General features: G+C 62.5%; 22 protein-coding genes. 8 read left to right on the top strand and 14 right to left on the bottom strand.

All coding sequences use genetic code 11. The features are described from left to right. On the bottom strand, positions 1-363 hold the full coding sequence (locus K1X71_09750) for a 4a-hydroxytetrahydrobiopterin dehydratase (protein ID MBX7073418.1): 363 nt from the start codon (positions 361-363) through the stop codon (positions 1-3). Between the two features lie 153 nt (positions 364-516). Between K1X71_09750 and K1X71_09745 the strand changes: the two genes are divergently transcribed. Next, a complete protein-coding gene (locus K1X71_09745; GenBank protein MBX7073417.1) occupies positions 517-867 on the top strand; it encodes a (2Fe-2S)-binding protein in 351 nt (116 codons plus the stop codon). A gap of 25 nt (positions 868-892) precedes the next feature. Here K1X71_09745 and K1X71_09740 read toward each other — a convergent pair whose 3' ends face one another. The 3 genes from K1X71_09740 to K1X71_09730 are packed head-to-tail and all read right to left on the bottom strand — an operon-like array spanning position 893 to position 6318. Beyond that, entirely contained in the window at positions 893-2668 is a 1776-nt protein-coding gene (locus K1X71_09740) for a DUF1446 domain-containing protein (protein MBX7073416.1), read from the bottom strand. A 23-nt stretch (positions 2669-2691) separates the two neighbouring features. Continuing rightward, positions 2692-4665: a biotin/lipoyl-binding protein gene (locus K1X71_09735; protein MBX7073415.1), complete on the bottom strand. Its 1974-nt coding sequence runs from the start codon at positions 4663-4665 to the stop codon at positions 2692-2694. An 18-nt stretch (positions 4666-4683) separates the two neighbouring features. Beyond that, positions 4684-6318, bottom strand: coding sequence for an acyl-CoA carboxylase subunit beta (locus K1X71_09730; GenBank protein MBX7073414.1), 1635 nt, complete (start codon positions 6316-6318; stop codon positions 4684-4686). A 185-nt stretch (positions 6319-6503) separates the two neighbouring features. Between K1X71_09730 and K1X71_09725 the strand changes: the two genes are divergently transcribed. From K1X71_09725 to K1X71_09710, 4 genes are all read left to right on the top strand, one after another. Further along, on the top strand, positions 6504-7802 hold the full coding sequence (locus tag K1X71_09725) for an MFS transporter (protein ID MBX7073413.1): 1299 nt from the start codon (positions 6504-6506) through the stop codon (positions 7800-7802). A 94-nt stretch (positions 7803-7896) separates the two neighbouring features. Beyond that, positions 7897-8523: an SIS domain-containing protein gene (locus tag K1X71_09720; GenBank protein MBX7073412.1), complete on the top strand. Its 627-nt coding sequence runs from the start codon at positions 7897-7899 to the stop codon at positions 8521-8523. Positions 8524-8606: 83 nt separating this feature from the next. Further along, complete coding sequence (locus K1X71_09715) at positions 8607-9644, top strand: ROK family protein (GenBank protein MBX7073411.1); 1038 nt, start codon at positions 8607-8609, stop codon at positions 9642-9644. A gap of 120 nt (positions 9645-9764) precedes the next feature. Continuing rightward, positions 9765-10934, top strand: a complete 1170-nt coding sequence (locus tag K1X71_09710) for a VWA domain-containing protein (protein MBX7073410.1) — start codon at positions 9765-9767, stop codon at positions 10932-10934. On the opposite strand, the gene K1X71_09705 is transcribed toward K1X71_09710, so the two are convergent. From K1X71_09705 to K1X71_09690, 4 genes are all read right to left on the bottom strand, one after another. After that, on the bottom strand, positions 10931-12085 hold the full coding sequence (locus K1X71_09705) for a sulfotransferase (protein MBX7073409.1): 1155 nt from the start codon (positions 12083-12085) through the stop codon (positions 10931-10933). The two genes, K1X71_09710 and K1X71_09705, sit on opposite strands and share 4 nt — an antisense overlap. Positions 12086-12184: 99 nt before the next feature. Beyond that, complete coding sequence (locus tag K1X71_09700) at positions 12185-12868, bottom strand: metal-dependent hydrolase (protein MBX7073408.1); 684 nt, start codon at positions 12866-12868, stop codon at positions 12185-12187. A 45-nt stretch (positions 12869-12913) separates the two neighbouring features. Next, positions 12914-13387: a response regulator gene (locus K1X71_09695; protein ID MBX7073407.1), complete on the bottom strand. Its 474-nt coding sequence runs from the start codon at positions 13385-13387 to the stop codon at positions 12914-12916. A 93-nt stretch (positions 13388-13480) separates the two neighbouring features. Then, the gene (locus tag K1X71_09690) at positions 13481-13864 is read right to left on the bottom strand and encodes a J domain-containing protein (protein ID MBX7073406.1); all 384 of its coding nucleotides are present in this window, start codon (positions 13862-13864) and stop codon (positions 13481-13483) included. 134 nt (positions 13865-13998) lie between these two features. Between K1X71_09690 and K1X71_09685 the strand changes: the two genes are divergently transcribed. Together K1X71_09685 and K1X71_09680 are read left to right on the top strand one after the other, a co-directional pair. Continuing rightward, a complete protein-coding gene (locus K1X71_09685; protein MBX7073405.1) occupies positions 13999-15420 on the top strand; it encodes an acyltransferase in 1422 nt (473 codons plus the stop codon). Positions 15421-15598: 178 nt separating this feature from the next. Next, positions 15599-20539 (top strand): c-type cytochrome, encoded by a 4941-nt coding sequence (locus K1X71_09680; protein MBX7073404.1) that lies wholly within the window; start codon positions 15599-15601, stop codon positions 20537-20539. A 39-nt stretch (positions 20540-20578) separates the two neighbouring features. On the opposite strand, the gene K1X71_09675 is transcribed toward K1X71_09680, so the two are convergent. From K1X71_09675 to K1X71_09665, 3 genes are read right to left on the bottom strand one after another with little or no spacing between them, the layout of a single operon-like run. After that, entirely contained in the window at positions 20579-20776 is a 198-nt protein-coding gene (locus K1X71_09675) for a DUF2283 domain-containing protein (protein ID MBX7073403.1), read from the bottom strand. Continuing rightward, positions 20773-21027: a DUF4258 domain-containing protein gene (locus K1X71_09670; GenBank protein MBX7073402.1), complete on the bottom strand. Its 255-nt coding sequence runs from the start codon at positions 21025-21027 to the stop codon at positions 20773-20775. The genes K1X71_09675 and K1X71_09670 overlap by 4 nt, the downstream gene beginning before the upstream one ends. A 56-nt stretch (positions 21028-21083) precedes the next feature. Further along, entirely contained in the window at positions 21084-21905 is an 822-nt protein-coding gene (locus K1X71_09665; GenBank protein MBX7073401.1) for a sugar phosphate isomerase/epimerase, read from the bottom strand. A 165-nt stretch (positions 21906-22070) separates the two neighbouring features. Between K1X71_09665 and K1X71_09660 the strand changes: the two genes are divergently transcribed. Then, positions 22071-23171, top strand: coding sequence for a tetratricopeptide repeat protein (locus tag K1X71_09660; protein ID MBX7073400.1), 1101 nt, complete (start codon positions 22071-22073; stop codon positions 23169-23171). A gap of 2 nt (positions 23172-23173) precedes the next feature. Here K1X71_09660 and K1X71_09655 read toward each other — a convergent pair whose 3' ends face one another. The 3 genes from K1X71_09655 to K1X71_09645 all read right to left on the bottom strand — a co-directional run bounded on the left by K1X71_09655 (position 23174) and on the right by K1X71_09645 (position 26615). Then, positions 23174-23884: a hypothetical protein gene (locus K1X71_09655; GenBank protein ID MBX7073399.1), complete on the bottom strand. Its 711-nt coding sequence runs from the start codon at positions 23882-23884 to the stop codon at positions 23174-23176. A 234-nt stretch (positions 23885-24118) separates the two neighbouring features. Further along, complete coding sequence (locus K1X71_09650; protein ID MBX7073398.1) at positions 24119-25291, bottom strand: M20/M25/M40 family metallo-hydrolase; 1173 nt, start codon at positions 25289-25291, stop codon at positions 24119-24121. Positions 25292-25298: 7 nt separating this feature from the next. Further along, on the bottom strand, positions 25299-26615 hold the full coding sequence (locus tag K1X71_09645; GenBank protein MBX7073397.1) for a Gfo/Idh/MocA family oxidoreductase: 1317 nt from the start codon (positions 26613-26615) through the stop codon (positions 25299-25301). Positions 26616-26677 lie beyond the last annotated feature (62 nt).

Here is a 26677-nt window from a genome sequence, read left to right as displayed (position 1 = left end):
CTAACTTTTGAGCCGGATCGGCAATTCGTCGATCTTGGCCGCCAGAATGAAGTCGTTCTCCGACAGCCCGCCAATCGCATGCGTCCACAGTTCGATGGCCACGTTCCGGTAACTGGTCAGATGCAGATCGGGATGGTGCCCTTCGGCCTCGGCCAGTTCCGCCACATGGTTGAAGAACTCCATAGCCGCCATGAAATTCTTGGCGATCCATTCTTTGCGAATCCGCCGATGATCCGCGGTCAGCTTCCAGCCACCTAGTTTCTTAAGCTGCTCGCGCGCCTCATCGAGCGTGGCCGGCGGCACGCCCCCTTCGCACGGCTGACACTTCTTGGAGCTAAGTTCGCAGGCTGTGAACGTATCCATGGACTTTTCCTTATGGCCCCTGGTATTAGACGACGAGCCGCCCGTTTGGGTCAAACATTCTCATTCGGCCAATCTCAGGCCGTTGCAGCGCCCGTGCCACGATGAAATAATGCCGCCCGTCACCGCAAACGATTTCAAACACACTGGAAAATCATGCCAAAACTCTCGGTCGATGGCGTTGGCGTCTACGAAGTGCCTGCTGGCAAGCGGCTTGTGCTCGCCCTGGAAGACGAGGCGGGCATCGACCAGTTGCACGCCTGCGGCGGACATGCCCGCTGCACGACCTGCCGCGTCGAATTCGTGTCGGGCCAACCCGACCGTATGACCGTGGCCGAGCGCGACGTCCTCGCCGCGCGCGGTTTGGCCGGTGTGCGGCTGAGTTGCCAGATCGCTTGCGATCACGACATGACCGTGCGAGCCATCAGCCGCCTGGCCGGCAGTGGCCGAGCCGATGCGGGCAAGCGCCCTGCCGATCAGATCGAGCCGCCAGTCGAGTGGGCTTGAACCAGGCCGTTCATCGCGAATGGCGTCAATAGGGCGCGTCGGCCAACAGCGCCTCGGGCAGGTCGACTAATCGGCTACGCAAATACTCGCCCAGGCTCTTCGCCTGCGGATCAAAGCGCGTGGACGACGACACACCTTCGCCCAACAGTCCCACCACCACAAAGTTGAGTGCCCAGAGATTTGGCAATTCGTAGCGACGCACCTCCAGCGCGGCCGACTCGGGAATCAGTTGTTGAAATGCTTCCACCGTGAGAAAGTCGCGCAGCCACGCATAACCTGCTGCGCTGCGGGCCCAAATGCCGACATTGGCGTTGCCCCCCTTGTCTCCCGAGCGAGCGCCGAACACCGTGCCTAGCGGCATTCGCTGCGATAGCCCTGCGGGCGCCGCGGGCAGTTCGGCCGTCGGCGCCGTCACCTCAATCGGCGCCGCGCTCGGCGTGGGCGCGACTGGCACACGCGTCCCATCGGCCAGCACCACCTCTTGCTGAACCAGCGAAGCGTCGACCAGCGCCGGCCAATAGACGCCCACCGGGCTCCCTTCGCCTGGCAGCGTGGTGGCGTAAAAGCCGGGATAGCTGGCCAGCGCCATCTCGACCACAGCGCCAGAAAACGCCCGTCCTACGCGCTGCGGATCGGGGCTCTTGACGGTCACACGCAACAGCGCGCTGGCCTCGGAGTTGGTACAGGCGTCGGCGCGGTCGCCCCGAATCAAGTCGAACTCAATCGACGAGAATGGTTGTTCGCCCCCCAATGCCTGCAACAGCGCTTCGCGCGTGACGCGCGCTTTTTCCTCAATGTCGAGTCCCGTGAGGACAAAGGTCATCGAATTGCGAAAGCCCCCGAGATAATTGATGCACACCTTCATGCTGCCCGGCGCCGGCTCGCCCCGGATGCCGCTCAGCCGCACGCGGTCGGGGCCAAGCTGCTCGATGTCAATCGTGTCAAAACGGGCGACCACGTCGGGGTTGGCGTAGCGTGGGGAGTCAATCTCATAGAGCAGTTGCGCGGTGACCGTGCCGACCGAGACTAAACCGCCCGTGCCAGGATGCTTGGTAATGACCGAACTGCCGTCGGCGTGCATCTCGGCAATCGGAAAGCCAACATGCGATAGCCCCGGAACCTCGCGAAAGAAGGCGTAGTTGCCCCCCGTGGTCTGGGCGCCGCACTCTAGCACATGGCCAGCCACCAGCGCCCCGGCCAGTTGGTCCCAATCGTCGCGCCGCCAGCCAAAGCGCCAGGCCGCCGGCCCCATGACTAGCGCGGCGTCGGTAACGCGCGGACATATGACGACATCGGCGCCCCGATTCAGCGCCTCGACAATGCCCCAAGCGCCCAGATAAGCGTTGGCGCTTACTGTCATGGCGTTGAGCTCCGCAAGCGGCCGGCCGGTGTCGAGATGCTTTAGCGCTTGCCCCGCTGCCTGCAATTCTGGCAGGCGCGTGAGCAGATCATCCCCCTCAATGTGCGCGATGTTTGCTCGCGTACCGAGCTTGTCGCACAGTGTGCGCAGCTCCTGGGCGAGTCCCGCCGGGTTTAGTCCCCCGGCGTTGACGACAATCTTGATTCCCTTGGCCAGCGCCGGCGCGAGGATCTCCTGCATTTGCTTGAGAAATGTGGTCGCGTATCCCTTGCTCGCGTCCTTCTGCTTCGACTTCCACAGAATCATCATCGTCAGCTCGGCGAGATAATCGCCGGTGAGAAAGTCGATCGGCCCCCCCTCAACCATCTCCCGCGCCGCCGCCAGGCGGTCGCCGTAGAAGCCGGAGCAATTCGCGATGCGCAAGGGTTTGTCGCGCGACATGACTGCCTCGTTGGAATAGATCGTTAGTCGTTGGCTTCATCGATCACGGCCAGCACCACGCCAGCCTGCACCTGACTGGCCGCTTGCACACGCAACTCGCTGACGCGTCCCCCCACCGGCGCGGCGATGGGATGCAACATCTTCATCGACTCGATCACCAGTAGCACCTGGCCGGGCGCCACCTCGTCTCCCACCGCCACCTTGACTTCGCTCACCACGCCCGGCAGCGGCGCTACCAGCGAACCGGCGGCCGTGGCTTCGTCGGGACGACTGAAACGGGGGCGCACTGCAAATTCGCTGCATCCCAGCGCGCTGTCGACATAGACGCGATCCCCCGTAAGCTGCACTTCAAAGCCGCGGCGAACTCCGCCGACCTCCAACGCGACTCGCTCGGCGGTGCACTCATCGACCCGCGCCGAAATTTCCTCCCCTCCCACGCGCGCCATCGCCGTCTCGTGTTGTAGTCGATATTCGACAACAATCTCCTCGCCATCGGCATCGAACGTCACGCTCTGCAAGCCGGCCGGATTGTTCCTCCAACCAGAAGGAATGCGGGCCAACACCGGCGCGGCCTGCCGATTGCGGGCTTGCATCGCTAGCGCCGCGGCCACGGCATGCAGTCGAGTCGCCGCAGCGTCCCCTAAAGGCCGACCCAGCTCAACAGGTGCGTGGCGCTCCAAGAAGTGAGTGTCGGTCTGGCCAGCTAAGAATTCAGGATGCTCGAGCAGTCGCACCAATAATTCGCGATTGGTGCGCAGTCCGTGGATTTGCGCTCGCGCCAGAGTTTCCGCGAGGCGCGCCGCGGCTTCGGCCCTTGTTGGCGCATGGACGATCACCTTGGCCAACAAGGGATCGTAGAATGGGCTGACTTCAGACCCCGTCTGAATGCCCGAGTCGACCCGCGCGTCGCTCCACGCCGGAAACTCGAACCGGTCCAGCATGCCGGTGACCGGCATAAATTCGCGCCGCGGATCTTCGGCATACAACCGCACTTCGATCGCGTGTCCGTTGATCGTGGCATTTCGCGCCGCGGCAGAAAGCGGCGCCCCGCGCGCCACTTCAATCTGCAAGCGCACCAGGTCAAGCCCTGTGATGGCCTCGGTCACCGGGTGTTCCACCTGCAAACGGGTGTTCACCTCCAGAAAGAAAAACTGGCTATCTGCCTTGAGCAAAAACTCCACCGTGCCGGCGTTCTGATAGCCGATCGCCTTGCCCGCCTGCACAGCCGCCTCGCCCATCCGCGCGCGCAATTCGTCGTTCAGGGCAGGGGAGGGCGATTCTTCGACAATCTTTTGGTGGCGCCTCTGAATCGAACATTCGCGCTCAAACAGGTGGACGACGTTGCCGTGCGCGTCGCCGAAGATCTGCACCTCCACGTGTCGCGGCGCCTCGACATACGGCTCAATGAAAACGGTGTCATCGCCAAACGCCGACTTCGACTCGCGCCTGGCGGCATCGAGCGCCGCTGCCAGTTCGCCCCGCGAGCGCACGATGCGCATGCCACGTCCGCCGCCGCCGGCGGAGGCTTTGATGAGTAGCGGCAGGCCCAGCGGTTCGACTTGCCGCTCCAGTTCCGCGGCCGATTGGCCGGACACGTTCACGCTGGCCAGCACCGGCACGCCGGCCGCCTGCATCCGCCGCTTGGCCTCGATCTTCGATCCCATCGCCGCGATCGCCTCGGCAGGCGGACCCACGAACTGAATGCCCGCCGCGGCGCAGGCCGCGGCAAAGGCGGCGTTCTCCGAGAGAAACCCATAGCCTGGGTGAATGCCGTCGGCGCCCGTCTGGCTCGCCGCCTCAAGAATCGCGTCCGCCCTGAGATACGACTCCGCTGGCGTCGCTCCACCAATCGCCACCGCCTCATCCGCCTCGTCCACGAACAGCGCGCGGCGATCCGGCTCGGAGAACACGGCCACCGTGTGGATGCCCATCGCCCGGCAGGTTCGCATCACCCGGCGGGCGATCTCCCCGCGATTGGCGATCAAGATTTTTTTCATGCTCTTGGTTTCGGAAAGTTACAGGCGGAAGACGCCGAAATTGCGCGTGCCCGCGACCGGCGCTGAGCAGCAGGCCGAAAGCGCCATGCCCAGCACGGTGCGGCTGTCGCGCGGGTCGATGATGCCATCGTCGTAAAGCCGTGCGCTGGTGTAGGTGGCCAGCGACTCGCTTTCGATCTGATGTTCGACAAAGGCGCGGCGCATGGCGTCTTCTTCCTCGTTGAACGGCTTGCCCGCCGCTTCGGCGGAAGCGCGCATCACCAGCGACATCACTCCCGCCAGTTGTTGCGGCCCCATCACGGCGGTCTTGCTGTTGGGCCAGATGAACAAAAAGCGTGGATTGTAAGCGCGACCGCACATGCCGTAGTTGCCGGCGCCGTACGACGCGCCAATTTGCAGCGTAATGTGCGGCACCGTGCTGTTCGACACCGCGTTGATCATCATCGCTCCATGCTTGATGATGCCGCGCTGTTCGTACTCGCGCCCCACCATGTAGCCGGTCACGTTCTGCACAAAGATCAACGGCACATCGTTGCGATTGGCGAGCTGAATGAACTGCGCCGCCTTCTGCGACTCGTCGGAGAAGAGCACCCCTTGCGCGTTCGCCAAAACGCCGACTGGGTAGCCATGAATCGAGGCCCAGCCCGTGACCAGGCTCGTGCCGTAGTTTGGCTTGAACTCGTCGAACTCCGAGCCATCCACAATCCGCGCCAGCACCTCGCGAATGTCGACCGGTTGCTTGAGATCGGCGGGCGCCAATCCCAATAGCTCTTCCGCGTCGTAGATCGGCTCGGCGTAGTCGGCCGCTGGCGCTGGTCCCTGCTTGCGCCAATTGAGATTGGCCACGATCTCGCGGCCAATACGCAGCGCGTCGCGTTCGTCCACCGCCAGGTAGTCGGCCAGGCCGGAGACGCGCGCGTGCATCTCGGCGCCCCCCAACTCTTCGTCGGTCGATTCCTCGCCGGTGGCCATCTTCACCAGCGGCGGACCCCCCAAAAAAACCTTGGCGCGATCCTTGACGAACACTGAGTAATCGCACATCGCCGGGTTATAGGCGCCGCCGGCCGTCGAGTTGCCAAACACCAGCGCAATGGTCGGCACGCCTTGCGCCGAGAGTTGCGTCATCGCACGGAACACGCCGCCGCCAGGGACAAAGATCTCCGCCTGCTTCGGCAGGTCGGCGCCCCCCGATTCGACCAGGAAGAACAGCGGCAGCCGATTGATCCGCGCGATCTCCATCGCGCGGAGCGTCTTATTGAGCGTGAAGGGATTCACCGAGCCGCCGCGCACGGTCGGATCGTTGGCCGTGATCACACATTCCACGCCATTAACCACGCCAATGCCGCCGCAGCCCGAGCCTCCCACGGGATACTCGGTGCCGGCGGCCGCCGTGGCTTGCAGTTCGAGAAAGGGAGAATCGGGGTCAAGCAGCAGTTCAATGCGCTCGCGCGGCAACAGTTTGCCGCGCTCGTGATGGCGCTTGACGTATTTTTCGCCCCCGCCCATTCGGCCCGCCGCGAGCAGCTTTTCTAGTTCTTCGAGCTTGGCCAGCGAGTGCGTCCGATTGGCCTGGTAAAGCGCCGAGGCGCAATCGAGCCGGCTAGACAACACTTGTCGCAGGGCGCGGCGCGCCTTGGTAGATGCCGTGGCCATGACGATTTTGTGCCGATTCGAGAGGGGAACGCGGTAGTGGCCGACTTGGCAGAGAAACTACCGGTCACCGGGGCGCGAGTCAACGGCCGGCGAGGTAAGCCGTGTGCCTAACTCGCCTTGTGGCCCACCCACGCCTTATTGATAATGCGGCGCCGCACCAACCATCGTCCCCCAGCAAGGCCCGTATGAGCGCCTCCGCATCAGCTCCTTCGCCCACCAATCAGCGCGGCACGCGTCGCGAGGAGCTTGCCTGGGCCATGTACGACTGGGCCAGCAGTGCCTGGTCCACCCTACAGATCACCGTGGTGGTCAGTTACCTGACGGGCGCCGTCATCCCCGGCCGAGAAGGTCCGCTGGTTTATTCGCTCGGCATCAGCATCACCATGTTCTTTGCGGCGATACTGTCGCCGATCATCGGCGCCCTGGCCGACGCGCGGGCGAACAAACGCTCGTGGCTGATCGCCGCGACCTGTCTTGGCGCAGGTTCGGCGATCTTGATGGGCGCGACACCCACTGAGTGGCCTTGGTTGGTGGCCGCATTTTTCTTTCTGACCAATTTTGGTTTCGAGCTTTGCTGGGGCATCTACAATGGCTTTCTGCCAGAGATCGCCGACGACCAATCGATGAATCGCGTTTCGGCCTGGGGTTTCGCCTTCGGCTACGTGGGGGGCGCGCTCGCCTTGATCGTGGCGCTGGTGATCGTGCTCAACCCCGCTGCGCTGGGGCTCTCCAAGTCCGACGCCGCACGGTTGGCGATCGCCTCGATGGGCGTCTGGTGGTTCGTCTTTTCGCTGCCTGCGTTCTTGATCTTGCGAGACAAGTTGACGCCGACCATGGCGCCCCGCTCGGTGCGCGCCGAAGCCGCGGCCGCCATGGCCAAGGTATGGCAGACTCTCCTCAACCTGCGGCGCTATGGCACTCTGTCCCTCTTTCTCTTGGGATTTCTCTTTTACAACGATGGCATGCAGACGGTCATCACGCAGGCTTCCGTCTTCGCCCAAGATGTGCTGAAAATGGAAACTGACGAGCTCATCAAAGTCATCTTGATGGTGCAGTTTGTCTCACTCCCGGGCGCGCTCTTGGTCGGCAAACTCTCCGATTGGATCGGCGCCAAAACCACGCTGCACATCAATCTCGCTATCTGGGTGGCCTTGGTCATCTCGGCGTTCTTCGTCAATACACGCGAGCAGTTTTGGATCATGGCCGCCATTTTGGCGCTGGTCATGGGGGGCGCGCAGTCGGTCAGCCGCGCGATTATGGGCTTCATGACCCCCGAAAAGCATGCCGGCGAATTCATGGGATTTTTCAATCTCTCTGGCCGCGCGGTCAGCATGCTCGGCCCCATGGTTTTCGGCATCACCAACTACTTCACCGGCAGCGCCCACATTGCGATTGTGAGCCTATTGATTTTCTTTGTCGTCGGCTGGGCGCTAATCACTCCGGTGAACATCCAGCGCGGAAAGCAGCAGGCCGGCAAGGCCTGAAATCGCCCTTTGCCGCCGTCCTTGCCGGGGCAACGTTTCGTTACAATAAGGTTCTAGCCCAACGAGTTTGCCCACACTTCGGAGATCGATTTCCATGCTCGGCGCCACACTTGCCATTCCCGAATACATGAGCCGCCTGCATCAGGAGCTAGATCGCGTCGAACACGCCGAAATTCAGCAGATGGCCGACCTGATCTACGAGGCCTGGGAGAACGAGAAGTTCGTCTACATCTTCGGCAATGGCGGCTCCGGCACCACCGCCACGCATATGAGCGAAGATCTCGGCAAGAGCAGCCTACGTGAGAAGGACCTGCACGACGAATCGAAGAAGCGCCTCAAGGTGATGAGCCTCACCGACAACCTCGGCTGGATCATGGCCGTCGGCAACGACTTGGCCTACGACCAGATTTTCGTCCAACAACTCATGAACTACGGCAGCGCCGGCGATCTGGTTATCGCCATCAGTGGTTCGGGCAATAGCCCCAATGTCCTCAACGCCGTCGATTGGGCCAATCGGCACGGACTGAAAACATTTGGCCTTACCGGCTACTCGGGCGGCAAACTGCGACAAATGGCCCAGGCCGGCTTGCATGTGCCGCTCACCGACATGGGCATGGTCGAGAGCATTCACCTGTGCTTGTTTCATTGGGTGCTGAACGACGTCTTTGCCCGCATCAATCACGAGGGACGCTACGCCAAGTCGGAGCCTGCCCGCGCATGAACCGACGCGAGCAGTTATGATTTCTCGCACGGCGCGCCGCGACTATAGCCGGAGCCGAGTCACCTATTGCGCAATCACGATTGATGTTTCTGGGCGTTGAGATCGGCGGCACCAAGCTTCAGGTCGGAGTCGGCCGCGGCGACGATGCAAAGCTCATCGCGCTGGAGCGCGCCGAAGTCAATCCGGCGCAAGGCGCCGTTGGCATCTTGAATCAGATCGAGCGCATGGCGTTGCCGCTGGCGCGCAAGCATCGCGCGCGCGGCGTCGGCATTGGCTTCGGAGGACCGGTCGACGTGCGCACGGGGCGCGTGGTCAAAAGCCACCATATTGCCGGCTGGACCGATTTTCCCCTGGTCGAATGGTGCGCTCGCGCCTTGAATTTGCCCGCGGTCCTGGCCAACGATGCTGACACCGCCGGCCTGGCCGAGGCGCGATTTGGCGCCGGTCGCGGGCGCGATCCCGTCTTCTACGTGACCGTAGGCACTGGCATTGGCGGCGGATTGATTGTCGGCGGCAAAATCTACTCTGGCAGCGGCGTTGGCGCAGCCGAGTTGGGGCACTTGCGCCCTGGTCTACAGTCGGAGCAGCCCGAGCAGAATCTCGAATCGCTGGCCGCCGGTTGGGGAATCGCCGCCGCCGCCCAGGCGCGCCTGGCTGGTCCTATGTCGTTTCGGCTCGATGAGGTCCGCTCAGGCAAACGGCCGCGCAAGCCTGAGGATGTTCGCCAGCGACTAATCGAGGTGGAGGAGGCCGACGAAGAGGACGTGGCCGATCTGCTGAACCGCTGCGACGCGCGTCCCGAGCAATTGACCACCAAGATTGTCGGACAGGCCGCGCACGACGGGAATCGCATTGCTCAAGACGTGCTGCGACACGCCTGGCAGGCCCTGGGCTGGGGCATTGCACAGGCGATCACGCTCACTTCGCCACAGATCGTCGTCATTGGCGGGGGAGTGTCGCTCTTGGGCGACGAGTTGTTCTTTGCGCCGGTGCGAAAGCAGATCGAGCGCTATGTGTTTCCCCCCTTTACCGGCAAATACCAGGTCGTACCCGCCGCGTTGGGAGAAGAAATGGTGATTTTCGGAGCGCTGGCGCTAGCTGCCGACGCAGCTACCCAGTAACAATTCGGCGCCATTTTGAGCTTTTCATTGACCCTGCTTGTTGCCGGCGGGTATAGGTAATGAGGGGATCAGCGGCCGATGATCGCGCCGCCAACCTTCGCTTGTTTCCTGGTTGAACGAATGTCGCATCACTCGGCCAAAGACGAATTGCTGCGTCTGCGCGATAGCGTGGCCGAACTTGGGGGAGCCGTTGGCGCTAACACGGCGCGCGACTTCTCCGTGGAATCAACAGACGCGGACGCGGCCAGCCAGGCAACGCCTTGGCTGAGCCTGCTGCGCGAGCAAGCGCCCGGCTGGCTGGTGAGCGCCACGTTGCACGCAGTATTGGTCATTGGACTCGGGTTTACGTTTCTCACCGCGAGCAACGGCCATGTCGGCCGCGTGCTCGAGGTGGCGCTGGCCCAGGAACCCGCGGGCGGCGACTCGGGAACGCCGGGCGAATTGAGTGACCTGACCATTACCCTAGGCGATTTGCCGGCCGCAATGGGCGAACCGGAGGCCAGCCCGGCGCCGCTGCTCGCGATCCCCAGCGAAACAGCGCTGCCCAAGGTTCCCAAGGTGTCGATGGCGGAAGGCGATCTGGTTGCCGCGGCCAGCTCAATGTTGGATGAAATCAGCGCCGTGGTCGGCGATACCCGCGCGATCGCCTTGCCCGATCATGCTGCCGGTGACTCGCTGGACGGTGGCGAAGGCGCGGGTTCTGGCGGCTCGGGCGCCAAAGGGGCCGGACGGGCCGGCGCCGGCAAGGGGGGCAATGGAGATGGCGGCGATGGAGAAGGGAACGGCTATGCCATGTTCTACGGGCAAGAGGCCCGTGGCAAACGGTTCGTATATGTCGTCGACGCCTCGTCGAGCATGACAGGTCTGCGCTTCGAGAAGGCGCTCGATGAATTGATGAAGTCGATTGTGGAGCTCGACAGCGATCAGTTCTTCTATGTCATTTTTTTCAACCACGACGAGTTCCCGCAGTTTTTTCCGGTGGTCGACGAATTCCTTTCTAAAGCCAATGCCAATTCCGTTCACAAACTCGCCGATTGGCTGAAGCATGTGGCGCCGATGGGCAGCACCAATCCGGCCCCCGCCCTAGAGCGCGCGCTCAAGTTGAACCCCGACGCCATCTTTCTGCTATCGGACGGCGAGTTTGATATTCGCCCCACGATGCACGTGTTAGACCAATTTCATCGTGAGTCGATCGTGATTCACACCATCGCGCTCGGCTCGGCGGTAGGCGAGCGCATGCTCACGGCGATTTCAAACCGCACCGGCGGCGAATTTCGCTTTGTGCCCTAGCAGCCGTCTCTGGTCCGCTCGTAGCCGTGCGTCTTGAGATAGTCCCCCCACCGCTCGCGAATCTCCGCTCGCCGTGCGTCGTCCAACTCGTAGCGGTTGGTCTTGTAGTTCTTCTCGCGGTTGAAGTATTGCTCCACCCGTGGTCGCGCCCGTTTGAAGTCGCCTAGCTCCAGTTGAGCGTACAGCGCGTCAAGCTGTGGCAGGGGGGCGTTCACCAAATCTTCGTAGCGCATTTCGCACAGCCGATTCGGCGCGATTAATGCGCGCTCCTCCTGGAACTTCTGGTGCAAACGATTGAAAGTCTCAAATACGTGTTCCTCCAGCCCGTCGAAGCTCGGCCGTTGCAGCCCTTGGCTCTCGTACAGCGATTTCCACAAGTGCATCGTGGAGGCGAACAATACCTCGGGATCGCGCACCATGTGTACGAATCGCGCGTCGGGAAACAGCTCCAAGAGCGTCTTCACCCGCGCGGTGTGCGGCGGCGACTTGAGCACCAGCCGCTTTCGTTCTCGATACGAGACGCGCTGCAAGAAACGATGCAGCGTCCCCTTCCACCGGTCCAGTTCTTCCGCCGATAGACCCGCCAGATCAAGATACTGCGGATAGCGCGGCGGCGCGTTCGGGAACAAAATGCTCAAATACGGCGACGGAATCCCCAGGTTGCACAGCGCGAACTCGTCTTCTTGCGGGTTGTCCCAGCCCAGCGGCATGTTGTCCATCGGCCGCTGCGCCGGCAACATGAACCACAGCAGCTTCTTTCCGATCTGTTCGCTGAGCAAAAAGTGATTCGCCGCGAAGCATTGCCAGGTGTTCGGGCTGGCATGCTCCGGATCGAGAATCAATAGCTCATGCAATAGCGTGGTGCCGCAGCGCCAATGGCCAAGGATAAAGATCGGCTCGTGCGTGATCGGCGTCGCCGCGACGCGACTGCGATAGATCAAGTTCTCTAAGACGCCGAGCGAAGAATTGAACACGCTGTAGATTGTGCCTGCCACCGCCATGTGAGCCCGGGTGGGCGAAACGGCAAAGCGGTTGACTGCTAGTTCGCGTGTCCAGCCAGAGAAGTTGGCCCCCACCCAATATCGAGGCGCCCACCAACTCATGGCGCTGGGACGGATGCTCGATGGTGGGCTGGATTGCGGCTTCGCCATCAGGCGCTCAAGATTCCTAGCAATCGCGGCGCTCTGAGCGCCCGTCGAGTCGATGAAGCCGTCGATTATTGTCGGCGCGGCGAAAATCGTCTAGCGCGCTTATACTTCGAAGCTACCGCCCGGCGCCACGACTACCGGTTCGGCGGTGGTTTGTTTGCGCACCTGATCGGCCCAGGCCGCGGCGTCTTGCGCGATGGGGGGCCAGGTGTTGTAGTGGGCTGGCGCCACCAGCTTGGGGCTGATGAGCTTGATCGCCTCGATCGAGTCTTGCGGTCCCATGGTGAATACGTCGCCAATCGGCACTACGGCCAAGTCGATCCCGCCAGCGCCAATCACCTTCATGTCGAGAAACAGCGCCGTGTCGCAGGCAAAATACAGCCGCTTCTCTCCCAGCTTGAGTCGAAAGCCCCCCGGGTTGCCACCGTAGCTTCCGTCGGGCAGGCCCGAACTATGGTGCGCCAGCGTCATCTTCACGCGACCAAACGGCATGTCGACGCCACCGCCCAGGTTGAGCGGTTGCGTCTTCTTTACCCCTTGCTTGCCGAGCCAATCGCAAATTTCCCAGTTGCTCACCACCGTCGCGCCGGTCCGAGCGGCGATCTTCGCCGCGTCCGCCACGTGATCGAAGTGTCCGTGAGAAACCAGAATAAAATCGGCCGCGACCTGATCCGACTTGACTGGCGCCGCGGGATTGTCGTCGAGAAAAGGATCGAGCAACAGCCGATGCTCCCCGCTGTCGATCGACCAGGCGCCGTGCCCCAACCAAGTGAGTTTGATCGCCATGTTGTTCTAGCTTTCCCCGTTGGTCGGACTCTTATTGTGACCAAACTACTTCTTTGGCCCGACCGAGTCTTCCATCGTCTCAATGTATTGGCGCAATCGTTCCAGCTCGTCGGTCACATGGCGCAGCCGCAGCATGTTTTCCACGCGTTTAAGCAGTTCCATCTTGTTGACCGGCTTGCTCAAGAAGTCGTCGGCGCCGCTGTTCACCGCGCGCTCGATGTCTCCCAACTCGTTGAGCGCGGTGACCATCAAGATCATCACGCCGCGAGTGGTCGGATCCCCTTTCAGCTGCTTGGCCACCTCAAAGCCGCTGAGCTTGGGCATCATGATGTCGAGCAAGATCAGATCGGGGCGAAACTGGGCGACCTTCTCCAGCGTGTCCCGTCCATCCACGGCAATCGCCGTGTCGCAATCCAGATCGCTCAAATAGACTTCCAGCAACTCCACATTGGTTGCGTTGTCGTCGGCGATGAGAATGCGGCTCTTGCGAGGCGCGGCCTTGGGGGAGGTTTTGGCCATAAAACGCTGCTACGCTCCTTGCGATGCTCCGTCGTGCGAATCGGGATTATACGCGCCCTGAGGCAAAAACCAACGCAGAGTCAAACGATCGTGTTACTCTCCCTGCGACTCCTCGCGAATCAATCGCAGCGCCTGCTCAAAGTTGGCTTGCAGGCGCAGAAAGTGCCGTTTATCGCCGCCACGGTCGGGGTGCAATCGCTTCACGCGCTCGCGATACGAGGCCTTCAGCTCTTCCTCGCTGCACGGAAAATGCAGGTCGAATGCCGCCAGGCATGGCGGATTCTCACGCTGCGCCCACCAGGGCGCATCTTCCTTCATGCCCACCAACCGCACCAATTGCCTTCGCAGCGACCGCAAATAACGGCGAAAGTCCACCACCATGAACACGTAGCCCAGCGCGGGTAACAGCGCCACCAGGGCTAAGAAACCCAGAGTGATGAAGCCATCGAATGAGTCGGGCCAATGTTTGACCGCCAAGGCGCGGCGCCATCCTTGCTACTGGCAAAAAGAGATGCGAAGCCACCCGCCATTCGCTACCCTTGGAAGGGGGGCGGAAAACTGCGGGGTGTTCCACGATTGTAGCGAGGCGCGGCCGCGCCTGGGATGACTGCATGAGCGCGACCGCGCATGAACTCCCTCAATCCAATCCCTCCCAGGCCTTGGCGCGCGTATCAGTCACTTCGGGCAACTTGGCCAAACCGCAGATTGATGCCCTGACCGGCATCCGCTCAGCAGGCGCTCTGCTAGTGGTGATCTGCCATGTGCAGATGATCATGGCCCTTGGCGCCTTGCCCCCCAAGAATCCTCAAGATCAAGTCGTGCCCGCCTTCCGTGAGTGGAACGCGCAAGGCGCCGCCGATCTCACCAGCAACTTCTTCTTGCACACGATCATCCATGGCGCTTACGCGGCCGTGAATCTGTTCTTCATGCTGTCCGGTTTCGTGCTGGCGTACACCTGTCTGCAAGAAAACGGTCGGTTCCGCGTCTCGACACGCGGTTTTTGGATGTCGCGGTTCGCTCGTATCTATCCGGTCTACTTGTTCGGTCTCATCTTCTACCTGCCGCTCTTTTTCGTCACAGCCACCATGGGAGGTATGTCGACCGGCCGGTGGTGGGCAATGATCGCCGCCACACTCGGCCTGGCGCAGGCCTGGTGGCCAGAGGCGGCCAACGCTTGGAACCCGCCCGCCTGGACCCTCAGCGCGGAGGCGTTCTTTTACGTCGTCTTTCCGTTCCTTTTGACCTGGGTAGATCGCCGCACGCGTCCGCAAATCTGGGCGCTTTTCGCCATTTGTTACGCCTGGGCGGTAGTGCCCGCTGTGCTCTATGTGTTGATCAATCCCGATGGCCTAACGACCATGACCTACATCGAAGAAGGAACCTGGTGGCGGGTGATGAAGTACAACCCGCTGGTTCGCTTCCCCGAGTTCTTCTCCGGCGTCTTGATGGGCAAGCTGTTCGCCTACGACGCCATGCAAAACGCCCGCGCCGGGCGCAGCAGCAAAGGCTGGCTGGCAATCGTGGCGCTGGTGGCCGTATTTATTGGCATGTCGCTCACCGACTATCTGCCCTACATCGTGTTGCACAACGGACTGCTCATGCCGCTGGTGGCCGTAGCGGTCTACGATCTGGCGATGGGAGGCGGACCACTCGGCTGGTTCTTCTCGCGCAGGCCCTTGGTGGCGCTCGGCAACTCGACCTATTGCATCTACATCTTGCACGCGGCGTTCATCGGCTATGGCATGATCGCCACCTGGTTTGCGCTCGGTGGCAAGGCCATCATCGAACACGATGAGGCCGTCAAGGCGGCGACCGATCCCAGTGCGGTCGCGCCGGTCGATTTCTCTAAATTCTCAACCGAGATGGTCGGTACACCGTGGCAGTTCTTGATCTGGTTGACCATCATTCTCATCATCGCGTCGCTGGCAATGAACCGCTGGTTCGAGGAGCCTTGCCGCCGTTATCTGCGCCGCAAGCTGACGCGCGCGCATGTGCCCATTCCGCCGCGCGCCCAAGCCGCCGACGTGCCGTAATCGGCCTGCGTCAGAAACGCGAACTCGAATTGGCGCCCGACCGTAGACAGAAAATCGGGCCAAAATCGGCGCAGCGCGGCGCGCGGCAAAAAAAAGGCTGATTCTCACCCTTATTCGCGATAAGCTAGTGAGATTGCCCTCCCGCCAATCCTTCCCACCCACCGGCCGAGTCTTTGATATGTGTTTCGCCTCCGCGCTTTGCCTGTTGATCCTGCTCACCGCTGGCTCTGCCATGGCCGCCGAAGCGCCGCGACTGGAGCTTCAGCCCGGCGATCACATCAGCCTGATCGGCGGCGGACTGCCCGAACGGATGCAGCACGATGGCTGGCTGGAAACCCTGATCCAACAGCGCTTTCCCAAGCATCAACTCTCGTTCCGCAACCTCGGCTTCAACGGCGACGAGGTGAAAATGCGACGTCGCTCGGCGCGCTTTGGCACGCCCGAAGAGTGGCTCACGCGAACCAAAACCAACGTGGTGCTTGCCTTCTTCGGCTATAGCGAGTCGTTCGCTGGCCAATCGGGCTTGGCCCAATTCAAGGAGGAACTGACGCAGTTCATACAAGAGACCAAAGGCGCCAAGTACGACGGCAAGAGCGCGCCGCGGTTGATCGTGTTTTCTCCCATCGCGCACGAAGACCTGAAAGATCGCAATCTACCCGACGGCCGTGAGAACAATCAGCGCTTGGCGCTCTACACGCAGGCCATGGCCGAGGTTTGCAAATCACAGGGCGTGCCGTTTGTCGATCTATTTCACGCCACTCAGGCCGCATACCCCAAGAGCGGCGAGCATCGGACGATCAACGGCATCCATCTCAATTCCCGCGGCAATGAAGCCGTTGCTCGCATCATCGATCAGGCGCTATTTGGCGAGCCAACCGCCAACAGCGAGCCAACCGCGCTCGCCAGGTTGCGGCAAGCGGTGCTCGACAAAAACTTCCATTGGTTCATGCGCTATCGCACCGTCGACGGTTACTCTGTCTTTGGCCTGCGGGCAGACCTCAAATTCGTCGACGGCCAGACCAATCTTGAAGTTGCCCAGCGCGAGATGGAAGTCCTCGACGTGATGACCGCTAATCGCGATGCCCGCGTGTGGGCCGTGGCTGCCGGCAGTGATCTACAGGTGGACGACTCCAACACGCCGCCGTTCATTCCGGTGGTGACCAACAAGCCAGGGCCATTGCCGGGGGGCAAGCACGTCTTTCTGGGAGGCAAAGAGTCGCTCGCCAAAATGACCGTGGCCAATGGCTTGGCCGTGAACCTCTTCGCCTCGGAAGAGCTGTTTCCAGAACTCGTCAATCCGGTGCAGATGAGTTGGGACACCGCTGGGCGGTTGTGGGTAGCGGTTTGGCCCACCTATCCGCACTGGAAGCCCAAAGAGCCGATGAACGATAAGCTCTTGATCTTTTCCGATACCGATGGCGACGGACAAGCCGATCGCTGCGACACCTACGCGGACCACTTGCACTGTCCGACCGGTTTTGAGTTCTACAACGGCGGCGTGCTCATCGCGCAGCAGCCCAATCTCATGTACCTCAAAGACACCGACGGCGACGGCAAGGCCGACCTGCGCGAGCGAGTGCTGGGGGCCCTCGACTCAGCAGACACTCACCACGCGGCCAACAGCTTTGTGCTCGATCCGGGGGGCGCGGTGTACTTTCAAGAAGGAACATTCCATCAAACGCAGGTCGAACGGCCACAAGGCCCCACTGAGCGTTGTGCCAACGCCGGCGTCTATCGCTACTCGCCCCGCCTGCAAAAGTTCGAAGTCTACGTCACCTTCGGTTTCGCCAATCCGCACGGCCACGTCTTCGATCGTTGGGGGCAAGACATCGTGGTCGACGGCACCGGCTCGCAGCCCTACCACGCCGCCCTCTTTTCCGGCCGCCTGGAGTATCCCCACAAACACGCCGCTCCGCCGCAGGTGTACCAACAACGAACGCGGCCCTGCCCCGGAATGGAGATCCTGTCGAGCAAGCATTTTCCCGACGAGATGCAAGGCAACTTGCTGGTTGGCAACGTGATCGGCTTTCAAGGCATCCTGCAGTACAAGCTTAGCGACGATGGCGCCAGCTTCAGCGCGGTCGAGGCCGAACCGCTGCTCAGCTCCACCGATCCTAACTTTCGCCCTTCGGATATGAAGGTCGGGCCCGATGGCGCCATCTACTTCTTGGATTGGCACAACCCGATCATCGGCCACATGCAGCACAACCTCCGCGATCCCAGTCGCGACCGCGAACATGGCCGCGTCTATCGCGTCACCGCCAAGGACCGCCCGCTGTCGCCACCGATCAAGATCGCCGGCGAGCCGATCGCGCGTCTGCTCGATGTGCTCAAAGAGCCAGAAGACCGCGTCCGCTATCGCGCCCGTATCGAGTTGGCCGCCCGCGACAGCGACGAAGTGATTCGCGCCGCCAAGGACTGGCTGGCCAAGCTCGACACCGCCGATCCCAACTACGAGCATCACCGCCTAGAAGGGCTGTGGCTCCACCAAAGCCACAACGTCATCGACCCTGAGCTGCTCGCCGCCGTGTTGGCGAGCAAAGACTTTCGCGCCCGCGCCGCGGCTACGCGCGTGCTTTGTTATTGGCGCGACGGAATCTCCGACGCGCTGGAGCGGCTCAAGACCCTCGCTGCCGATCCGCACCCGCGCGTGCGACTCGAAGCGGTGCGCGCCGCCAGCTTCTTTCCGCAGGCCGAGGCTGTCGAGGTGGCGCTAGTTTCCGCCGATCAACCCACCGATCGCTATCTCGATTTCGTGCGTGGCGAAACGATGAAGGCGCTATCGCCGTATGTGAAAGAGGCCATCGCTCAGGGGCGCCGCATCGAGTTCACCACGCCCGCTGGCTCTCGCTACTTCCTGCGCAATGTAAGCACCGACGATCTGCTCAAGTTGGATCGTACGACCGACGTCGCCCGCGAGCTGTTGTTCCGGCCCGGTGTGCGCGACGAGCATCGCCTGGCGGGACTGAAGACATTGGCGACGGCGCAACAGCAAGACGAGGGCGCCGCGCTCATCGAGGCGATTCGCGCGCTCGACACGCCCGACGATATCGCAGACGACAGCGTGCTGTTCGATCTGGCGCGACTGCTCACCGACCGCGATTCGGCCACACTCTCGCGCCTGCGAGCAGAAATTGAAAAACTCGCCACCACCGGCAAGCATGCGCTGACACGGCAACTTGGCTTGGCGGCCCTGGTCGCCTCCGATGCCGATGCCGGACCGACATGGCAGCTTGCCAGCCGCTCGCCAGCGGCCCTTCTGGATCTGGCGACCGCAATGCCGCTGATTCGCAATCCCAATCAACGAGCCGCGCTCTATCCGCAGGTTGCGGCGCTCGTCGACGGACTGCCCGGAGAACTGGCGGACAGCGCCGCCAAGACGCCCAATATCCGCTATGTCCGCATCGAACTCCCTGGCCGCGAGCGCACGCTCACGTTGGCCGAGGTGGAAGTGCTTTCCGGCGGCAAGAACATTGCCCGCTCCGGCAAGGCCTCGCAAAGCAGCACCGCGCATGGCGGCGAGGCAAGTCGCGGCATCGACGGCAAGAAGTCGAGTGTTTATGGCGCGGGCGGTCAAACGCACACCGAGGAGAACACCCCCAATCCCTGGTGGGAGGTCGATCTGGGCTCGCCGTCTCCCGTCGAGTCGATCGTCGTGTTCAACCGTGCGGACGGCGACCTGGGCAAGCGTCTCGAAGGCTTCACGGCGCAGGGGCTCAACGATCAACGGCAAGTCGTTTTCCAGCAAACCGACCTGCCAGCCAAACCCAGAATCGAACTGGCGATCGGCGCCGGCTCGCTAGAAAGCGCGATCCGGCGTGCGGCAATGAACGCCATGACCACGGTGCGCGGCCAGGAAGCGGCGGCGTTTCGATCCATATCGCGCTTTGTCGCCGACGATCAAGAACGGCCCGCCGCACTGGCGTCACTTTTGAAAATCCCAACCGATGAATGGCCGGTGGCGGAGGCCCCCGCGCTAATCGACGGCGTTTTGGCCTATTTGGCCAAACTTCCAACCGCCGACCGCACCACGCCCGCCGCGCTCGATGCGGTGCAACTGGGAGATCGCCTGTCGAGCCTGCTGCCCAGCGAGCAAGGCCAGGAAGCGCGGCGAAAACTCGGCGAACTAGGCGTCAAGGTGTTGCGTCTCGGAACTGTCACCGACCAGATGCGCTACGATCAAGATCAGTTGGTCGTGCAGGCCGGACGGCCGGTCGAAATCATCTTCGACAACGGCGATATCATGCCGCACAACCTGGTGATCACCGAGCCGGGCGCCATGGAAGAAGTCGGCGTCTTGGCCGAGTCGGGCGCCACGCAGCCCGGCGCCGCCGCGCGGCACTACGTGCCCGAGTCGAACAAGATCCTGCTCGCTAGTCGCCTGCTGGCCCCGCGCGAAAGTCAGCGGTTGGCCTTCACGGCGCCGACTCGCCCCGGCGTGTACGCCTACGTCTGCACCTATCCCGGGCATTGGCGGCGGATGTACGGCAGCTTGTATGTCGTCGAAAATCTGGAGGAGTATCTCGTCGATCCAGAAACCTACGTCGCCGCGCATCAATTGGCGCCGATCGATCCGTTGCTCAAGTTCAACCGTCCCCGCAAAGAGTGGAAGTTCGACGAGCTGGCCGAATCGATCGAGCCGTTGGAGGGGCGCTCGTTCGCCAGTGGCAAACATCTGTTCCAGGTCGCCACCTGCATTGCCTGTCACAAGCTGGAAGGCGCCGGCCAGGAGTTAGGCCCAGACCTCGCGAAACTCGACCCCAAAAAGACCACCGCCGACGTGCTCAAGAGCCTGCTCGAACCTTCGGAAAAGATCGAGGACAAATACGCCTCCTACACCTTTGAACTCGATTCCGGTCAGGTGCTTACCGGCATGATCCTGGAAGTAACCGGCGACACCGTGAAGGTGATCGAAAATCCCTTGGCCAAGGCCGAGCCGCGCGAGCTTGCCAAAAGCGAGATCGTCCAGCGTTCCCGCGCTAGCTCATCGATCATGCCCAAGGGACTGCTCGACAAGCTGACGCACGAGGAGATTTTGGACCTGTTGGCCTACGTGCGCTCTGGCGGCAACAAGGAGCACACCTCGTTTGGCGCCGGCCACCACGGACACTCGCATTAGTGCGACGTGGCCCAAGTCTGAAATGCAGCGGTACCGAGGCTAGCCGGTAACCTCAAAGTCCATGACGCGCGCATCCGAAACGCGGCGCGACGCATCGAGCACCTCAATGCCGATCAAGTCGCCGTTCGCATCGTAGTCCAGAACGACTCCGGGATGCCCCTCGTCGCTTTCAGCCACCGCTGCGGCCTTCAGAACCAGCGTGAGCGTATCGGTCTTGGAATCGTAAGTCGCCTTCATCGTGGCTTTCTATATCGTTGAAACCGACTGGAACGATAGGCAGTCACTATCTCGGGAGGGAATCGATCCGTATCCACAAATACGCGAAATAGGTAGTTGCCGATCAGCCGTTGCGCAACAACTCTGCCCGGGCGAATCGTATCGACCGACTCGGGATCAGCCAATACGGACATGATATCAGCATGATCCAAGTGGCGCCTCGCCAGTTGAAATTGAGCGTGATCGGTAAGAATAGCTTGGTCTAAATTCACGGAACGTTTCGCTTCAGGATTGGCAAATGATCGCTGGGATTTGCTCGCGAGGCACTTCACCCCATGCTTGCTTGCCCCAGCAGCTTGCGCAGCGCCGTCATGGCCACCTCGCCAAACTGCCGGGCTGGCGCCTGCCAGATCTGCGGATTCATCACCTCCACCGACACATGCCCGCGATAACCGATCGCGCCCAACGTCTCGATGATTGGCGCCAGCGGAATATCGCCGTCGCCCGGCAGTATCCGGTCGCTGTCGGTGGCCGTCTCGCGCGGCTGACCCGCCAAGTCGCAAAGCTGCACATGAAACAAGTTGGCGGTTGTGAGCAGTCCTAAATCCTCGGTCTTGCTCGGTCCGCAGTAGTAATGCAGCGCGTCCAGGCAGAGCCCCAGGCTCGGCTCGCTCAACTCCTCCACGAGCGCCGCGGCTGTTTGCAGGTTGTTGGCGAACGTGGCGCGGCATTGAAATTCCAGCGCCAGCCGCACCCCCGCCTCGCCAGCGCTGTTGGCGGCCTGTCGCAGCGAAACCAGCGCGCGGTCCAAATCTTGCTGCGCGAGCGGTCCCATCAAGTCGCCGGCGACTACCAGCGTGCCCACCTTCAGTTGTCGACACAGGGCCAGTCGGCGTTCAAAATGATCCCAGTGCTCGCGCCGCGCTTCTCCCTGACTTAACAGGAGGCCCCCCTGAAAGCTGGCCACCGGCGCCGTCATTTCTCGTTCGTCGAGCAGGCGGCGCACGTCGTCGACCGTGTGCGTTTCGAGATAACCTTCCACCTTGCCGAGCCACAATTCCACCGCGCGGCACTGCCCAGCGGCGTAATCCTCAATGTCTTTTTCCAATGTGCTGGAGAGCGAACAGACTTGAGACAGGGCTGGCTGCATGGAAACTGTCGCCGAAAGTGACCAATCGTTGCCGCCCCGGCGCCCATCTTAGTGGATGTCGCTTTCCCGCGGCGCGGTTTCTGCGTGCCTCTTGATCGCTTGCCGACATCATCCCTAGAACGAATAATGACGCTGGCGACTTCCGCGCCACGAAAGGCAATTGTCATGTTTCGCGGTTGGTTGGGCGCGCTTTGCGTCACGCTTGCATCGTTCTTGGCGACGCACTCCCTTTGGGCGCAAACGGCGCCCGGCGCGATACCCCCCGGCTACAAACAAAGCCAGGTGCATCAACCTTGGTCGGCCAATTATCTCGGCAACACCCAGGCGATTCGCGGCGGGTTCGGATCGAGTTGGTCCAATACCAGCATCGGCTTTGTTGGCGCTCCCGGCACGTCGTTCGCATTTGGCACGTGGAATCCCTGGTGGGGCGGCCAGGTTTGGGGGAGACCCATCTGGGGGGCGCCCGGCTGGGGCGCTCCGGTATGGGGCGCGCCGGTTTGGGGGGGCGGTGTTTGGGCACGGCCCGGTTGCTTTCCAGGCTATGGTTGGCCCATCGCGCTGCCTCCTGCCTATTTGCCTGCGGAGCAGATTTATGGTCCCGCCGCCGCTTGGCGCATGATCGACGCCGCCGTGCCGCGCGCGCCGCTCGCTTCGTCGGTCGCCGCCTCGGGCAACGTGCAGCCCCAACTGCCGGCCGGGCCGCTGGTGATCGAATCCAAGAAAAAGTCGGTGCCCAAGAGCAGTAATCAGGCGGTGCGTGCCCGCGCGCGGCGCCTGGTCGAGTCGGGCGATCGCGCGTTTCTCGAGCAGAATTACACCGCCGCGCTGGGACGCTATCGCCGCGCCGCGGAGATGACTCCCGACGTGGCCGAAGCCCGCTTTCGTGAGGCGCAAACGCTCGTGGCGCTAGAGCGTTACCGCGAAGCGGCCGACGCCGTGCGGCAGGGGTTGGAGATCGACCCCCATTGGCCCGGCTGGCCGCTCGATCTTGATCGGCTCTATGGACGGAACCAGGTGGCCAAGACAGCCCATCTCGACGCGCTGGCTACTGCCGCGCTCGATCAGCCCAGCGACGGCGACCTGATGTTCCTTGTCGGCGTCGAGCTGTTTCTGGACGGTCAGCGCGATCGCTCGCGAAAGTTCTTGGAGCGCGCCGGCCAGATTGCCGATCATGGCGGCGAGTTTGTCGAGGCGTTTCTCGACGAACTGCCGGCGGAGCGCGTCGCTGGCGATCAGTCAGGTCCCAACGGCAAGGTTGATCTATAGGCTTATGCCGAGCGCCGCTGCCCGAGTCGCGTGGCCAGCGTATCAAGCTGTGTCTTGAGGTCGGCCAGCATCGTTTCGGTGGCGTCCGATTTCTCATCGCCAAATAGGCCAGTCCATGTTCCGCTGCGTAGGCTCTCTACCCGCTGATCGAGCAGCGTCAGTCGGCTCGCGGTTTGTCGGCGTTCGCCGCTGATCCGTTCCAGTTGCAAAATGAGTCCGATCAACAGCCCCACCTGGCTGGCCAGCGTCACTGTCTCGCCGATGTTCCACAGTTCCTGCCGGTTTGCGATGAGCGACCACCCCAGCAGGATACCGCCACAACAAAAGCCAGTTAGCGCCACGCCCAAGGCGCCCCAACTGGCCCAAGACACCCACGGCGCTCGCCGCGCGGTCGGCGGCTTGTGATGGACGCCAAAGTGATGGCCAGGAACCGCCCCCACCGGACCATGAATCTCGGCCACAAAATGCGCCGAGCGCGATCGCGACGGCGCCGCCGCGTCGATGCCCAACAACCACTCCGCGCGTGAGAGCAGGTCGTCGATCTCGGCCTGCTGATCGCTCGACAAGAGGTCCAACTCGTCGACGTTGGCCTTGGCGCTGGATTCCTGCTTTCCAGCCGCGGATTCAATATTGGCGTCGGACAGCCGTGCCAACGGCTGCCGACAGCGCACGCACGCGAGCGTTTGCTCGTGCGCCGTGGCAATGGCCGGCACGTCTTGGCGACAACGCGGACACCACATCGCTAAAATACGACCCTGAAAAAAATGCCCCATCAATCGCGAAACGGGTTCGCCTTTGTCCCTGCATCGACGAGCTGCCGACGCAAACTAAATCAAAATCAGTTCACGCTTTCCGGCGAGTTCGGCTTGCGCCTGTGAGCGAAACCTTGCCGGCCAGCTCGCGCCGATTAGCCAAAGATTGCGGGCCGCGAGCCGCGCTGGCTCCGCTCAGCAATAGGCAAGCGCCGTTAGAGCGTAAACGCGCGCCACCCGCTCCAAATCGTCGAGATCGACCCATTCCTCCAGCGTGTGCGCCCCGCCGCCACGTGGGCCATGAGTGATCGCCGGCACGCCCGCTTCGGCCCAAAAGGTGTTGGCGTCATCAACAAACGGCTTGCCGCCGGTTGGCAGCGGCACATCGCCAAGCGCCACACGCGCGCGCTGCAGCGCGGCCACAAGCGGATCAGCAGGGTCGAGGTGAAAGGCCCCGCGCACCCGCAGATACGCCAGGTCGATCGTCGTGCCGGTGTCGCGCGCCACTTCTGCGATCCGGCGCCGAAAATCGGCCTCGACGGTATTCGCGTCCTGGTCCGGCAGCCAACGCCGCGTACCTTCGATCCGGCATTCCTGGGGAAACTGGTTGTAGATTTCCCCGCTGTGCATCTGGCCGATAAAGACGCTCTCGCTTCCCGCCAACGGATCACGACGCTCCGCCAACTCCTGTTCCCACTGGCCGAACCTCCGCACCAACTCGGCGCCCGCGGCGATAACCGCCGGTTCGTCGCGCGGACGCATAACCTCGTGAATTGGCGGACCGGCGCGCCGGATTGACAGCCGAAACGTGGCCTGTCCCCGCCCTGCGATCGGTATCAACTCGTTCATGTACTCAGGGATCAGCGCAGCGTCCCCCACGTAGCCATCGGCGATCAGTCGATCAAGCTGCGAGCCGTCTCCCCAAGGAGATTCATGCAGGTCGTGCGCGGTGAACAACACCTGGCCGCGAGTCAGTAGCGCCGCATCGCGTAGCGCGCGCAAAGCCTCGACTGCGGCGGCGACTCCCGCCTTCATGTCGCATGCCCCCGATCCGGTCATCCGCCCCGCTTCAATTTTGGGCGGCACAAACGGCAGGTGTACGGTGTCCAAGTGCCCATCAAATTGCAGCGTGCGGCCCGGCGTGGGCGCGCGCCAGCGAACCGCCACCGCCGGCGCCGCCGGGTGGCCCCCTTCGGGCCGCTCGACCAAAAATCCGTCGCCGGCTAGCATCTCGGCCAGCGCGTTCGAAACTTCGCCCGCGCGGCCGGTGGGGCTAGGAATCGCGCACAACATCTGCGCAGTCTCGATCAGTCGCTGCCGCTTCACGGCGGCTTGCACTCGCTCGATAGCGCCCGCGGCAAGTGTCATGCGGCCCCTACAGCGTCCAGCCTTCGCGGTACTCGCGGCGCAGGTATTGCGCCGCCTCGGGGCAGTTGGTCGCCGTCAGCTTTTCCGCGTCCCATTCCAGACGCTTTTGGCCAGCGCGGTACGACACGTTGCCCAGCAGCACCGTCTCGGCCAACGCGCCGGAATAATCAAAGTTGCAGGTCGTTGGACCACGCGATTTGCAGGCCTCGATCCACTCGGCGTGATGCCCGATCGAACTAGGAATCGTCGCCGGCGGCGTTTCGGCGGTCTGGCCATCGTTCATGAACAATTGGTTTGTGCCGTAATCGGCCAGCAGGCGCCCCCGATCTCCCTCGAACAGCACTGCCGCGCCTTTTTTATATTGCTCGGCGCCCTCGGGCATCCGGTTGCCGTGGTACCAGGTCAACTTCACCTCGGGCTGTTCGCCGCGCGGCGTGCTGCGGGCCGGAAAGTAATAATCGGCCTGCAAGTGGCCCGGCACGTTGTTGTCTCCCTCGTACCCCTTCTCGCCCTGCGCCTCGACCGCCGTGGGATAGCGCAGGTCGAGCGCCCAATACGGCAGATCGATATAGTGGCAGCCCATATCGGCCAGGATGCCGCCGCCAAAATCCCACCAATAACGCCAGTTGAAATGGAAGTGCGATTCGTGGAAGGGGCGGTACGGCGCCGCGCCCAGCCACAGGTCGTAATCGACATAGGCCGGCGGCGTTCCTTCCTTGACCCGCTTGCCGGGGCGCACCGCGTTGCCTTGCCACACATGCACCCGACGCACCGGACCGATCGCGCCCGACCAGACCAGTTCCACGACGCGACGGTAATTGTCGCCCGCGTGTATTTGCGTTCCCATCTGCGTCACCGCCTTGTTGGCGGCGGCCGCCTCGCGCAACTGCCGCACTTCCCAAACCGAATGCGCCAGCGGCTTCTCGCAGTACACGTCCAGCCCGCGCCGCAGGGCCCACACCGCCGGAATGGCGTGCGAATGGTCGGGTGTGGCGATCACCACCGCGTCCAGATCCTTCTGCTCCAACAGCTTGCGGTAGTCTTTGTATTGCTTGGCGTCCGGAAAACGAGCGGCGGCGCCGGCCAGTCGCATGGCGTCGATGTCGCACAGGGCCACGATGTTCTGGCTGGCGACGCTATTCAGGTTGTACTCGCCCTGCGCGGCGACGCCGATCACGCCGATATTGAGTCGCCCATTGGCGCTCTTTTCTCGCGCCAGCGCCGGCCGACGAGTGGCGCCCAGTGCGGCGCCTGCCGCGCTGGTCGCCGCGCCGGCGATCAAAGCTTGTCGGATGAACTCACGGCGACTGACAGGGTCGTACATCGGTGGGGTGTCCTGGGCGGGATGCGGGGTAGGAGGGCAACTCGTGGCAGCGTAGCCCGCCG

Source organism: Pirellulales bacterium (genome assembly GCA_019694455.1).
GTDB lineage: Bacteria > Planctomycetota > Planctomycetia > Pirellulales > JAEUIK01 > JAIBBY01.
This window is presented reverse-complemented; position numbering and strand designations above follow the sequence as displayed.

Bases quoted from the DNA above. Each gene is read 5' to 3' on its own strand.
- K1X71_09750 (MBX7073418.1), bottom strand. From the start codon at position 363: ATGGATACGTTCACAGCCTGCGAACTTAGCTCCAAGAAGTGTCAGCCG.
- K1X71_09745 (MBX7073417.1), top strand. From the start codon at position 517: ATGCCAAAACTCTCGGTCGATGGCGTTGGCGTCTACGAAGTGCCTGCT.
- K1X71_09740 (MBX7073416.1), bottom strand. From the start codon at position 2,668: ATGTCGCGCGACAAACCCTTGCGCATCGCGAATTGCTCCGGCTTCTAC.
- K1X71_09735 (MBX7073415.1), bottom strand. From the start codon at position 4,665: ATGAAAAAAATCTTGATCGCCAATCGCGGGGAGATCGCCCGCCGGGTG.
- K1X71_09730 (MBX7073414.1), bottom strand. From the start codon at position 6,318: ATGGCCACGGCATCTACCAAGGCGCGCCGCGCCCTGCGACAAGTGTTG.
- K1X71_09725 (MBX7073413.1), top strand. From the start codon at position 6,504: ATGAGCGCCTCCGCATCAGCTCCTTCGCCCACCAATCAGCGCGGCACG.
- K1X71_09720 (MBX7073412.1), top strand. From the start codon at position 7,897: ATGCTCGGCGCCACACTTGCCATTCCCGAATACATGAGCCGCCTGCAT.
- K1X71_09715 (MBX7073411.1), top strand. From the start codon at position 8,607: ATGTTTCTGGGCGTTGAGATCGGCGGCACCAAGCTTCAGGTCGGAGTC.
- K1X71_09710 (MBX7073410.1), top strand. From the start codon at position 9,765: ATGTCGCATCACTCGGCCAAAGACGAATTGCTGCGTCTGCGCGATAGC.
- K1X71_09705 (MBX7073409.1), bottom strand. From the start codon at position 12,085: ATGGCGAAGCCGCAATCCAGCCCACCATCGAGCATCCGTCCCAGCGCC.
- K1X71_09700 (MBX7073408.1), bottom strand. From the start codon at position 12,868: ATGGCGATCAAACTCACTTGGTTGGGGCACGGCGCCTGGTCGATCGAC.
- K1X71_09695 (MBX7073407.1), bottom strand. From the start codon at position 13,387: ATGGCCAAAACCTCCCCCAAGGCCGCGCCTCGCAAGAGCCGCATTCTC.
- K1X71_09685 (MBX7073405.1), top strand. From the start codon at position 13,999: ATGAGCGCGACCGCGCATGAACTCCCTCAATCCAATCCCTCCCAGGCC.
- K1X71_09680 (MBX7073404.1), top strand. From the start codon at position 15,599: ATGTGTTTCGCCTCCGCGCTTTGCCTGTTGATCCTGCTCACCGCTGGC.
- K1X71_09675 (MBX7073403.1), bottom strand. From the start codon at position 20,776: ATGAAGGCGACTTACGATTCCAAGACCGATACGCTCACGCTGGTTCTG.
- K1X71_09665 (MBX7073401.1), bottom strand. From the start codon at position 21,905: ATGCAGCCAGCCCTGTCTCAAGTCTGTTCGCTCTCCAGCACATTGGAA.
- K1X71_09660 (MBX7073400.1), top strand. From the start codon at position 22,071: ATGTTTCGCGGTTGGTTGGGCGCGCTTTGCGTCACGCTTGCATCGTTC.
- K1X71_09650 (MBX7073398.1), bottom strand. From the start codon at position 25,291: ATGACACTTGCCGCGGGCGCTATCGAGCGAGTGCAAGCCGCCGTGAAG.
- K1X71_09645 (MBX7073397.1), bottom strand. From the start codon at position 26,615: ATGTACGACCCTGTCAGTCGCCGTGAGTTCATCCGACAAGCTTTGATC.